The following is a 12,350-nucleotide window of genomic DNA, read 5'->3' on the forward strand; positions in this document are numbered from 1 at the left end:
GCAAACACACATGGGATGGCGTTATGAAAATCATTGCAGATGAAAATCTGGCATATACCGATTATTTCTTTGCAGATTTGGCAGAAATAGAGCACAAGGCTGGACGCCGTCTAACGCATCAAGATGTGCAAGATGCTGATGCGCTGCTAGTTCGTTCCGTCACCCAAGTGAATGCAGCATTGATTCAACAGACCGCGCTTCAATTTATTGGCAGCGCGACCATTGGCACAGACCACCTTGATATCCCAGCCATCGAGCAGCAGGGCATTGCATGGTCAAATGCGGCAGGTTGTAATGCGCAGGCGGTGAGTGAGTATGTGATTACCGCATTGCTTCATCTCGAGCCTGAATTACTACATGCCAATCAAAACTTTAAACTTGGCATTATTGGACTGGGCAATGTCGGCTCGCGCTTGGTCAAAATGGCACAATTATTAGGTTGGGATGTCATCGCATACGATCCATTTGTGCAGTTGTCCAATGTGCAGCAATGTGACTTAGATGCACTATTACAACAGGCAGATGCAATTTCCATTCATGTGCCATTAACAGAAACTGGTGAACATCCTACTCATCATTTAATTAATGCAGCGCGTTTGGCATGTATGAAGCCTCAAGCCATTCTGATTAATTCAGCGCGTGGGCCAGTGGTAGAAGAAGCGGCTTTAATGCAGGATATTCAACATACTCAGCGTTTAGTGGTATTAGATGTTTTTGAATATGAACCTGAAATCTCTGCAGAATTATTAGATTTGCTTGCTTTGGCAACCCCGCATATTGCAGGGTATAGCCTAGAAGGCAAGGCACGCGGCACACAAATGATTTATCAGGCTTTTTGTGAAAATTTTGGTTTAGATGCCACAAAACAATTTGAAACTCAATTGCCAAGCTGCGCGCAATATTTCAAAACCCAAGATTTGAAAAATAGTCTGCATGCACATTTAAGTCAAATTTATGATATTGCACAGGATGATGCCAATTTACGTGCCTGTGTCAAAGCGGGCAAAGTTGAGCAGCAGGCTTTTGATCATTTAAGAAAAACCTATCCTCTGCGTCGTGAATGGGCAGCACACGGAGGCCCGCAAGCATGAGTTCAAATCTCCAATATCAACCAACTTGCGACTTAAACAGCATGCGCGCACGTGCACAATTGTATGCACAAATACGCCAGTTTTTTGCGGAACGTGAAGTACTTGAAGTTGAAACGCCAATTTTGTCACAGGCAGGAGTGACAGATGTGCATTTGGCTTCAGTGCAAGCACAGCGCCATGTGCAGGGCAAATTGCATACGCACTATTTACAGACCTCACCTGAATTTGCCATGAAGCGTTTATTGGCCAGTGGTAGTGGTGCTATTTATCAAATTTGCAAAGTCTTTCGTGATGATGAGCATGGACGTAAACACAACAGCGAATTTACCATGTTGGAATGGTATCGTCCCGAATTTAGCCTGAAAGAGCTTATGTTTGAGGTGACAGATTTACTTAATCTGACGTTAAAACAACGCTTTGGCGAAGTACGTCCAACAGTGTTGAGTTATAAACACGCATTTATGGATCGTTTGGATTTAAATCCTTTACAGGCAAGTCTGCAACAATTGAAAGACTGCTGTCATCGTGTGGGTTTGCATCTGGATTTGGGTGATGACCGTCTAGGCTACATCGACCTATTGTTTTCACATTTTGTAGAACCAAGTTTGGGCTTTGATGCTCCTGTATTTTTAACCGATTTTCCACCTGAATTAGCATCTTTGGCTAAAACCAGAACAGATGATGATGGGGAATTGGTCGCAGCCCGTTTTGAGCTATATATCGAAGGTTTAGAGCTTGCCAATGCCTATGATGAATTGATTGATGCTACTGTGCTGCGTTCTCGTTTTGAAGCCGATAATGCAGAACGCGCACAACTTGGTTTACATGTGATGCCAATTGATGAATATTTATTGGCTGCGTTGCCGAACATGCCTGAATGTTCAGGTATCGCCTTGGGCATAGATCGCTTATTGATGATTGCAACTGAGCAGATGCGTTTAGAGCAAGTGATTAGCTTTCCTGCGCAGCTTGCCTAAAAGCAAAAGACAGTTTCTTATTTCAAGAAGGATTTATTTGAGCTAAAAAGCCGTAGCTTCTATATTTTAGAAGATTACGGCTTTTCGATCAGAAATTTAGGCTGACTTAAATAGGTTAAGAATGATAGATCAAAGAACGCATGTAATGACGTTCTATAGACTTAAATAGCCTAAGCAGTAGCAGCCAAGTGACGTGCCTTTAATTGCTCAATCGCTTTAATGCGTCGTTCAATCAGCATTTCACCAATATCGGGGCCTTGGACATCGGCAGGTAAGTCTTGCGCCTTAATGCTGCGTACCACTTGAATCGCTTCCAAAATATAGCTCGCTTGCGGATAGTCACGATCTTCCAAACCTAAACGCCCACGAGAGTCACATTCACAGGCTTGTACAAAGGCTTCTACACGCTCAGGACGACGCAAGACATCCAAACGCTGTAATAAGCGCCATAACGTGCCAGGCTTTAAGCTCAATGCTTGGTGGCATTTTAAATGCTCTTTACATACAGCAAGTGCAAGTTGTTTGGTATTGGTCGGTACGCGCAGGCGTTCACACACTTCCGTTACAGGTCGAATCCCACGTTCTTCATGCATAATGTGCCGTGGTAATTCATCGGCAGGGGTCAAGGCCTTGCCTAAATCATGCAATAACACTGCAAAGCGTACATCGAGTGAGTAATTGGCACGACAGGCTTGTTGTAGTGACATCATGGTGTGCACACCACTGTCAATTTCAGGGTGATATTCAGGACGCTGTGGAATACCGAATAAAGCATCTAATTCAGGAAATAAAACTTTTAAAGCACCACAGGCACGCAATGTTTCAAAATAAACATCGGCACGTGCTTCCATTAAGGCACGTGAAGTTTCTTTCCATACGCGTTCAGGTGTCAGCGCATGTAACTCACCAGATTCTGCCAACTCTTGCATTAATAACAAGGTTTCAGGTGCAACCACAAAGCCTAAAGCATGATAACGTGCTGCAAAACGAGCAATACGCAGCACCCGTAACGGGTCTTCTACAAAAGCATTGGAAACATGGCGCAGCACTTTATTGCACAGATCTTGCTGTCCACCGTAAGGGTCGTAGACATTGCCATCACTATCCATTGCCATGGCGTTAATGGTTAAATCACGACGGATTAAATCTTCTTCTAAGGTCACGCTTGGGTCGGTATGAAATTCAAAACCGTGATAACCGTGTCCAGATTTGCGCTCAGTGCGAGCAAGTGCATATTCATCTTTGGTTTCAGGATGAAGAAAAACAGGGAAGTCTTTGCCCACAGGTTGAAAGCCTTGAGCCAAAAGTTGTTCGGGCGTTGCGCCAACGACAACATAATCTTTTTCGTGATAGGGATGCCCGAGTAAGTGATCTCGAACTGCACCGCCTACTAAATAAACTTGCATGAAAAAACCTCTATTCTTCAAGCAATCATGCTACAGAATAGAGGTTTTCTCAAGTCTATAATTCTGAGTCAGTCACTCAGAAATATAGGTTTATGCTTTAACTTGTGCTGTTTGTTGAATTTCAGCAACAGTGAGGGCAGTCATATTCACAACACGACGTGTCGTTGCAGTCGGAGTCAAAATATGTACAGGTTTTGCTGCACCTAACAAGATAGGGCCAATCGTAACATTGTTACCTGAAGTCGATTTCAACAAGTTAAATGAAATATTGGCAGCATCTAAGTTCGGCATAATCAACAAGTTTGCAGAACCTTTGAAGCGTGAGTTCGGGAAAGCAAAATGACGGATATTTTCGTCTAATGCTGCATCACCGTGCATTTCACCTTCAACTTCAAGCTCAGGTGCAATCTCACTCAAGATTTCAAAGACTTTACGCATTTTTTGTGCGCTAGAGTCTTGTTGGTCAGAACCAAAACTTGAGTGAGAAAGTAGAGCAACGCGTGGTGTCATACCAAAACGGCGTACTTCTTCAGCCGCTAAAAGTGTCATTTCAGCCAACTGTTCAGCAGTTGGGTTTGTGTTGACATAAGTGTCGGCAATGAACAAGTTGCGATCTTCAAGCATCAATGCGTTAAGGGTAAAGAAGTTAGTACGACCTTCTTTTAGACCAATCACATTTTTTACGAAATCAAGGTGAATGTCGTAGCTTGAATAAGTACCACATAACATACCATCGGCTAAACCATGCTTCACTAACATTGCTGCAATGAGGGTAGAGCGACGACGTGCTTCACGCTGCGCGTATTCAGGTGTAACGCCTTTACGCTGCATGATGGTGTAGTAATCATCTGCAAATTTTTCGTAGTTAGGGTTGTTTTCCTGGTCTACTATTTCCATATTCACGCCATGTTCAAGACGTAAACCTAACTTTTTGATGTTCGCTTCAATTACTGAGGTACGACCTACAAGGATTGGTTTAGCCAAGCCTTCATCCACTGCAATTTGTACTGCGCGAAGGACGCGTAAGTCTTCACCTTCTGCATAAGCAATACGTTTAGGATCAGTTTTTGCTTGAGCAAAAATAGGCTTCATCATAAATGCCGAGTTATATACAAACTCAGACAAACGCTGACGGTATGCAGAGAAGTCTTGAATTGGACGACTTGCTACACCTGAATCCATTGCCGCTTGAGCAACTGCAGGTGCAATTTCAAGAATTAAACGCTGATCAAGTGGACGTGGAATTAAATAGTCACGACCGAATGATGCAGATTTTTCACCATAAGTCGCAGCATCTGCTTCAATGTGTGCCATGCGTGCAATTGCGTGTACACAAGCAATTTTCATTTCTTCGTTGATGGTAGTTGCGCCAACGTCTAATGCACCACGGAAAATATACGGGAAGCAAAGTGCGTTGTTAACTTGGTTCGGGTAGTCCGAACGACCAGTCGCCATAATCACATCTGGACGTACTTCATGCGCATGTTCAGGTAAGATTTCTGGATCTGGGTTAGCCAAAGCAAAGATAATTGGATTTTCAGCCATTTCTTTGACCATAGCTTTGGTCAAGATACCCGCTGCAGAAAGACCAAGGAACATATCCGCACCGCTAATTACATCAGCAAGTTGCGTTCCTTCAATGTCTTGCATATAGCGTTTTTTCGAGTCATCCAAACCTTCACGTTTGGTGGTGATTAGACCGCGCGAATCTGCAACAATGATATTTTCTTTTTTCGCGCCCAATGCACACAACAGGTCTAAACAAGACAGTGCGGCTGCACCTGCACCTGAAGCAACGATTTTGATTTCTTCAATCTTCTTGCCGTTAAGTAACAAGGCATTGAGTAGGGCAGAACCTACAATGATTGACGTACCGTGTTGGTCATCGTGGAACACAGGAATATTCATGCGTTCACGAAGTTTTTGCTCAATGTAGAAACATTCTGGTGCCTTGATGTCTTCAAGGTTAATACCACCAAAAGTTGGTTCTAGTGCTGCAACAATATCTACAATTTTGTCTGGATCATTTTCAGCAATTTCGATGTCAAATACATCGACACCAGCAAACTTTTTAAAGAGTACGCCTTTACCTTCCATCACAGGTTTAGACGCCAAAGGACCGATATTACCTAAACCTAATACTGCTGTACCGTTACTAACGACAGCAACCAAGTTACCGCGAGCGGTATAAAGTGCAGCTGTTGAAGGATCACGTTCAATCTCTAAACATGGTGCTGCGACACCTGGTGAGTAAGCGAGCGCTAAGTCACGTTGGTTGACCAGCTGCTTACTTGGAGTAACGCTGATTTTTCCTGGTGTTGGAAATTCGTGATAGTAAAGTGCCTGCTGTTTTAATGATTGATCGTCCATCTGAATCTCGTGTGTGACAAGTTGGCCAGCGATGCTGGTGGATTTTTATGAATCTTATCGAATATACCATTACTTGCCCCCTTAGCACAGACGTCACTGTTTATTTTTAGAACAAACTTAGAGCTTTTGGGTCTAGTTTCAGATTAAGGAGCGATAAGCGCGCGATACTAAATTGGCTTTTAGAAATTGGGTCGCTTCACTTTCAGGCAAAGGCTTAGAGAATAAATATCCCTGAGCAATATCACAATTTAAATTCTGCAAATATTGCAGTTGCTGCTCAGTTTCAATCCCTTCAGCTACCACGCTCATGCCCATGGCTTTGCCCATAGCAATCATGGCACTAACAATGGCTTCTTGTTTGGTATTCCCAATTTTAGAAACAAAGCTACGGTCTATTTTTAAACTGTCAATTGGGAAGTCTGTTAAGTAAGAAAGTGAAGAATAGCCTGTACCAAAATCATCTAAGGCGATATGAATATCACGTTGTTTAATTTCATCTAATAAAGACTTAACGGTTGTGGAGTTTTCCACTAAAGAGGATTCGGTAATTTCTAATTCTAAGCTTGCACCTGAAATTTGATAGGTATTAATCGCATCATCTAAATCTTGCAGCAATTGACCACGTTGCAGTTGTTGTGCAACTACATTAACCGATACTTGGACATGATCAAAACCTAATAGGTTCCATTCACGAATTTGCTTGGCTGTTTGTTGAATCACAACCCGACCAATATCGGAAATTAAACTGGTTTGTTCTGCAATAGGAATAAATAGGTTCGGTGGAATAATGCCTTTGGTTGGATGTTTCCAGCGCACCAATGCTTCAAACCCAACTACCTGATAATTATGGAAATCAATTTTAGGTTGATAATATACAATTAACTCATCATTTTTAATGGCTTGGCGTAAGTCACGCTCTAAATGCACATTTTGTTCTAGCAGTTTGGTGTTGTCTAAAGCGTAATATTTAACGGTATTACCACCCAAACGCTTGGCTTCAGACAAGGCTTGTTCTGCACAATTAGTCAGATAATCCAGCTGGCGTCCATGTTCAGGATAGAGGGAAACCCCCATCGACAGGGTAATAATATGTTCTTGTCCCTGCACATTAAACGGCAAATTAAAGGCTTTGGTGATGCGTTCACAGTGCTGCTGTATAGAAGGGCGAATATGAGAAATTTCATACACAATTGCAAAATCATCGCCATTTAAGTGCGCGACAAACAGCGCTTCGGCATTGGTGATGCGTAAACGCTGCGCCACTTGGTGGAGTAATTCATCGCCACCATTATTGCTTAAATATTCATTTAAAGGTCTGAAACGGTCAATATTGAGTCGAATGACCGCCAATTGCTGTAATGAATCTTGCTGCGAAATAAGATATTGATGTAGTTGATAATTATAGTAAAAGCGATTAGGCAAGTCGGTCAGTGGATCGTAATTTTCTAAATAGGATAGACGCTGTTCTTGTAGTTTATGTTCGGTTAAATCAGACACAATTCCTATATAATTAATAATACGGTTTTGCTCATCTTTGACTGCATTGATATGCAAACGAACTTCTAATTCTTTTCCTGAGCGGAATTTTATACTCTTTTCAGTATGATATTCACCCTTGTTGAGTAATTGTTGAACAATTTCCTCTTGTGTCATGCGTGGATTTGCTTTGTTGGATTTGACTAAATCAAACAGATATTTACCTATAATATGGTCACGTTGAAATCCGCTCATTTGAGCATAGAATGGGTTGGCTTCAATATAACGTAAGTTTTCATCTAAAATAAAAATACCTTCGGCTGCCTGTTCAAGTACGCTGGCAGTGAGTTTTAAGCGCTCTTGTCCAATTCGTTCTTGCTGAATATCACGGCGAATCCCTACCATACGCAAAGGTTTATGAGTGACAGGATCACGCTCAATCACCCGCCCAATATCATGTACCCAATACCATTGACCTGAACTATGTTGTACGCGATAAGTGGCTTGATAACGTTCTGTCTGACCACGTAAATGCTGTTTCATGGTTTGGTGAAAGTGTGGAACATCATCGGGGTGAATCAGTTGCTGTAATTTATTTCGATGCTGTTTGGTATTTTCTAAACGGGTTTGCTGTCCGCCACTACCAAAGACAATACTGCGTTGCCGTATATTCCAGTCCCATGCTTTTAGACCTGCGGCTTCATGTGCCAAAATTAAACTATGTTGTTGTTTAATTAAGTCTAGATGGGTTTGTTCTAAGTCAAAGGTACGTTCTCTAATTTTTTGTTCCAGCATTTGATTATTAAATTGCAGTTGCAATTCAATATCTTTAGATTTGTTCATTTCCACTTGCAATTGTTGGCGGAGTTGATCTGTCCAGTCAACTTGTTGCTCTGCGGCTTTTTTGAGTTGGTCGTTCTTAAAATAGACGCTCGATAAACGACGATGCATGTGCATTGAAGTATTGGCACAAATCAGTAAGGTAATTAAGGCAAAATTTGTCGCGAGAAAAAAGAAAGCGGAAGTTTCGGAGTGAACTAAAAACTGTGCGGCAATATAGGGTGTGATCACTGGAATGAATACCCAGCAAAAATAACTCAAGCGCTGCGTTAAAAAGGTGAGGGCAAAGGTTTGACTCACAATAATTAATAAGGTCGCTAAAATAATCGCTTCATAGTTGCTCAGTTCAGGGTTTTGCTGAGGTAAAAAGTAATACAGTAAACTTACCCCAACCGCGATTGCTGTTCCGATCAAGAAACACACCAATTTTAACCAACGATGTGCTTGTTGGAGTTGATATTGTCCCGCTTTAAAGTGAACTGCTGTGAGCAGTAAACACGAACCAATGGTCAGTTCAGTGAGAATAAACCAGATATTGAGGTAGGGTGATGAATGTGAGAAAGAAATTTGATAAATAAAAAACACATACAGGCAAACAATCAGGATGCCGACCAAAAAGAATCGAATAAGCCGAATGGTATTGGTGATTTGCGCAGCATCTAAGTATTGCTGCAACAATTCATCTTGAGCGTCTGACATACTTCCCCAAAATCTAGTTAAATGATTCCATCATTTATATTTTTAAATAACATCACTTTCATGCATAAAATATTACTGTTTTGTGTTTAAATTTTATGCAAATTTTTTAATATATTGTTCGAGATTAATCCTGTACTTTATAAATTGCAATGTTATTGGCAATCGATTTCTGTAAAAACGGATAAATTACTCGGCCAAGCGATAATTTAAGAGAGCTAAAGCAACCACAGGTGCGGTTTCAGTGCGTAATACCCGAGTACCAATACACCAGTTTTGAAAGCCAACCGCATTGGCAGCGCTAATTTCTGTTTCGCTTAAACCACCTTCAGGCCCAATTAATAAAGCCAAATCTTTACTGACATTGTTTAGCACATCTACTTGATCTTTATTCGGTGCTAACACTAATTTGGTGGTAGGAAGGTCACTATTCAGCCAGTCCTCTAAACGTAGTGGGGCTAAAATTTTCGGTACGATATTCATGCCACATTGTTCACAGGCTGCAATGGCAATGCCTTGCCAATGATCTAATTTTTTTTGATCGCGGTCATATTTTAAGCGCATTTCACAGCGTTCAGAGGTGAGCAACTGAATGTTAGTCACGCCAAGCTCTACCGCTTTTTGAATCGCATAATCCATACGATCGCCTTTGCTCATTACTTGTCCTAATAAGGCGCTAAAGCTTGGGATGCGATTGTCTGGATTAAAACTTTTAATCTGCACTTGCGCTGTTTTTTTGGTAACTTCAACCAGTTCCACTTCATATTCACCACCTTGCCCATTGAACAAGGTGGCGGTTTCACCGACTTGTGCGCGTAGTACTTTCACCCAGTGATGAAATACTGTTTCAGTCAGTTCAACTTGTGTATCTACTGCTAATTCAGCCTCAATATAAAAACGGGGCATAGGGATTACTCGTTCAAGTCAATAAATATGAAAAATACAGCTTAAGCCAAACCAAGATCTGTCACTAATTGACGAGTCGGTTCGGTGTTGTTCATGGTGTAAAAATGCAAACTTGGTGCACCACCTGCAATCAGGCGTTCGCACAGTTTAATAATCACTTCATGACCAAAGGCTTTGATTGAAGCTGTGTCATCACCATAGGTTGCTAATTGCTTACGAATCCAGCGTGGAATTTCTGCACCTGTACCATCTGCAAAGCGAATTAAATTGCTGGCATTGGTAATCGGCATAATGCCAGGCGCAACAGGAATATTCACACCTTGCTTTTGAATACGTTCTACAAAGTAAAAGTACGCATCTGGATTAAAAAAGAACTGGGTGATGGCAGCATTGGCACCAGCATTTACTTTGGTGACAAAGTTTTTAATGTCTTGATCAAAGTGGTCTGCTTGTGGATGCATTTCAGGATAAGCCGCAACTTCAATGTGAAAATGATCACCTGAATGTTCACGAATAAAACGCACCAAGTCAGACGCATACGGCAATTCGCCTAAACCAACTTGACCTGAAGGTAAATCACCACGCAAAGCCACAATGCGGTCAATGCCTTGTGCTTTATAAATATCAAGCAATTCAGCAATACGCGCTTTGTCATCACCAATACAAGACAGGTGCGGCGCTACAGGTGTGCCTTTGCCATTGAAGTCGCTAATGGTCGATAAAGTACGTTCACGAGTAGAACCACCTGCACCATAAGTGATAGAAAAAAACTCTGGATTTAAAAGTTGTAATTCTTGATGCACAACTTTGAGTTTTTCTGCACCTACATCGGTTTTAGATGGGAAAAATTCAAATGAAATAGGAACTTGTTTGGTCATGATTCAATCCTTGTTATAAATACTTATTTATATTTTTTCACCTCTCCTAAATCCTCTCTTGCGCTGGGTTTAAAGCAGTGCTTTAAACTTGCTCAGGAGAGGACTTACCCTCGAATACATTCATTAAACAATGAATCATTCCCTCTCCCTATGAGAGAGGGTTAGGGAGAAGGATTAAAAACTTAGTATTTATAAGCATCCGATTTAAACGGACCTTCAACAGCTACACCTAAGTAGTCCGCTTGTACTTGAGTCAATTGTGTTAATACACCACCAAAACCAGCAACCATTGCAGCAGCAACTTCTTCGTCTAGTTTTTTCGGTAAGATTTCAACACGAATTGCCGCTTGTTTTTGATCGGCAGGAAGATCGGCAAATTTCTCTGCAAATAAGTGCATTTGTGCCAATACTTGGTTAGCAAATGAACCATCCATAATACGTGATGGGTGACCTGTTGCGTTACCCAAGTTCACTAAACGACCTTCAGAAAGCAAGATTAAATAATCGTTTTCGTTTTCTGAACGATACACTTGGTGTACTTGTGGCTTCACTTCAACCCACTTATAACCACGTAAGTAGTTGGTGTCGATTTCAGTATCGAAGTGACCAATGTTACATACAACAGCGCCTGCTTTAAGTGTATCTAGCATTGCTGCGTCGCACACGTGATAGTTACCTGTTGTAGTCACAATCAAGTCAGTATTTTCTAAAAGCTCTAGGTTGACGTCTGCTTTATTGCCTGTTTGTACGCCATTCTTGTACGGAGATACAACTTCGTAACCATCCATACATGCTTGCATTGCACAAATTGGGTCAATTTCAGAAACACGAACAATCATGCCTTCTTGACGTAAAGATTGTGCAGAACCTTTACCTACATCACCATAACCAATAACCAATGCACGACGACCAGACAATAACATGTCTGTACCACGTTTAATCGCATCGTTGAGTGAGTGACGGCAACCGTATTTATTGTCGTTTTTAGATTTAGTCACAGAGTCGTTGACGTTAATTGCAGGCACTTTTAAAGAACCATCTTTCCACATTTCAATTAGACGTTGTACGCCCGTAGTGGTTTCTTCAGTAATGCCGTGAATGCGCTCTAATAATGCAGGATATTTCTCGTGAACAAGTGCAGTTAAGTCACCGCCATCGTCCAAAATCATGTTGGCATCCCATGGTGTGCCATTTACATTAATTTGTTGTTCAAGACACCATACATATTCTTCTTCAGTTTCGCCTTTCCAAGCAAAAACAGGCACACCTGAAGCAGCAATTGCTGCAGCAGCGTGGTCTTGAGTAGAGAAAATGTTACAAGAAGTCCAACGAACTTCTGCGCCCAATTCAACTAGCGTTTCAATTAAAACAGCAGTTTGAATGGTCATGTGGATACAGCCGAGAATTTTCGCGCCTGCAAGAGGTTTTGCAGCTGAGTAGCGCTTACGCAAACCCATAAGGGCTGGCATTTCTGCTTCTGCAAGTTTGATTTCTTTACGACCAAAATCAGCTAGTGTGATATCGGCAACTTTATAATCTGTAAATGAAGCATTAACCGCGTTCATCACGATCTCCTTATAAAAAACAATTGATCATTCAGTTCGCGGATGCCGTTTCTTGCATAGCAAACGCATTGCTATGCTGGTCGAGCCTGGCGATTTTACGTTTCGTGCCTGTAAAACGTCGCAGCATCCCTCGACTAGCGCGATA

At 41.6% G+C, this 12,350-nt stretch carries 8 protein-coding genes; 2 read left to right on the forward strand and 6 right to left on the reverse strand.

Translation table 11 applies throughout. The features are described from left to right. Window positions 1-23 precede the first annotated feature (23 nt). Window positions 24-1,091, forward strand: coding sequence for a 4-phosphoerythronate dehydrogenase (locus FTU70_RS08490; protein WP_180060447.1), 1,068 nt, complete (start codon window positions 24-26; stop codon window positions 1,089-1,091). Continuing rightward, on the forward strand, window positions 1,088-2,068 hold the full coding sequence (epmA, locus tag FTU70_RS08495; RefSeq protein ID WP_096902381.1) for an EF-P lysine aminoacylase EpmA: 981 nt from the start codon (window positions 1,088-1,090) through the stop codon (window positions 2,066-2,068). The genes FTU70_RS08490 and epmA overlap by 4 nt, the downstream gene beginning before the upstream one ends. A gap of 170 nt (window positions 2,069-2,238) precedes the next feature. On the opposite strand, the gene FTU70_RS08500 is transcribed toward epmA, so the two are convergent. From FTU70_RS08500 to ahcY, 6 genes are all read right to left on the reverse strand, one after another. Continuing rightward, window positions 2,239-3,474: a multifunctional CCA addition/repair protein gene (locus tag FTU70_RS08500; RefSeq protein WP_004972751.1), complete on the reverse strand. Its 1,236-nt coding sequence runs from the start codon at window positions 3,472-3,474 to the stop codon at window positions 2,239-2,241. A gap of 90 nt (window positions 3,475-3,564) precedes the next feature. Further along, window positions 3,565-5,844 carry an NADP-dependent malic enzyme gene (locus FTU70_RS08505; RefSeq protein ID WP_004972754.1) on the reverse strand — a complete coding sequence of 760 codons (2,280 nt, stop codon included), beginning with the start codon at window positions 5,842-5,844 and terminating at the stop codon, window positions 3,565-3,567. Between the two features lie 138 nt (window positions 5,845-5,982). After that, a complete protein-coding gene (locus FTU70_RS08510; protein ID WP_180060448.1) occupies window positions 5,983-8,859 on the reverse strand; it encodes an EAL domain-containing protein in 2,877 nt (958 codons plus the stop codon). 186 nt (window positions 8,860-9,045) lie between these two features. Continuing rightward, on the reverse strand, window positions 9,046-9,762 hold the full coding sequence (locus FTU70_RS08515; protein ID WP_004972758.1) for a 16S rRNA (uracil(1498)-N(3))-methyltransferase: 717 nt from the start codon (window positions 9,760-9,762) through the stop codon (window positions 9,046-9,048). Between the two features lie 41 nt (window positions 9,763-9,803). Then, on the reverse strand, window positions 9,804-10,640 hold the full coding sequence (gene metF, locus FTU70_RS08520; protein WP_004972760.1) for a methylenetetrahydrofolate reductase [NAD(P)H]: 837 nt from the start codon (window positions 10,638-10,640) through the stop codon (window positions 9,804-9,806). A gap of 182 nt (window positions 10,641-10,822) precedes the next feature. Beyond that, the gene (ahcY, locus tag FTU70_RS08525) at window positions 10,823-12,205 is read right to left on the reverse strand and encodes an adenosylhomocysteinase (RefSeq protein ID WP_004972762.1); all 1,383 of its coding nucleotides are present in this window, start codon (window positions 12,203-12,205) and stop codon (window positions 10,823-10,825) included. Between the last annotated feature and the right edge of the window lie 145 nt (window positions 12,206-12,350).

The organism is Acinetobacter sp. YH12135 (assembly GCF_013418565.1).
Lineage (GTDB): Bacteria > Pseudomonadota > Gammaproteobacteria > Pseudomonadales > Moraxellaceae > Acinetobacter > Acinetobacter towneri.

Coding starts and splice junctions, on each gene's coding strand:
- FTU70_RS08515 (WP_004972758.1), bottom strand. CDS start 9,762: ATGCCCCGTTTTTATATTGAGGCTGAATTAGCAGTAGATACACAAGTT.
- epmA (WP_096902381.1), top strand. CDS start 1,088: ATGAGTTCAAATCTCCAATATCAACCAACTTGCGACTTAAACAGCATG.
- FTU70_RS08490 (WP_180060447.1), top strand. CDS start 24: ATGAAAATCATTGCAGATGAAAATCTGGCATATACCGATTATTTCTTT.
- FTU70_RS08500 (WP_004972751.1), bottom strand. CDS start 3,474: ATGCAAGTTTATTTAGTAGGCGGTGCAGTTCGAGATCACTTACTCGGG.
- metF (WP_004972760.1), bottom strand. CDS start 10,640: ATGACCAAACAAGTTCCTATTTCATTTGAATTTTTCCCATCTAAAACC.
- FTU70_RS08510 (WP_180060448.1), bottom strand. CDS start 8,859: ATGTCAGACGCTCAAGATGAATTGTTGCAGCAATACTTAGATGCTGCG.
- ahcY (WP_004972762.1), bottom strand. CDS start 12,205: ATGAACGCGGTTAATGCTTCATTTACAGATTATAAAGTTGCCGATATC.
- FTU70_RS08505 (WP_004972754.1), bottom strand. CDS start 5,844: ATGGACGATCAATCATTAAAACAGCAGGCACTTTACTATCACGAATTT.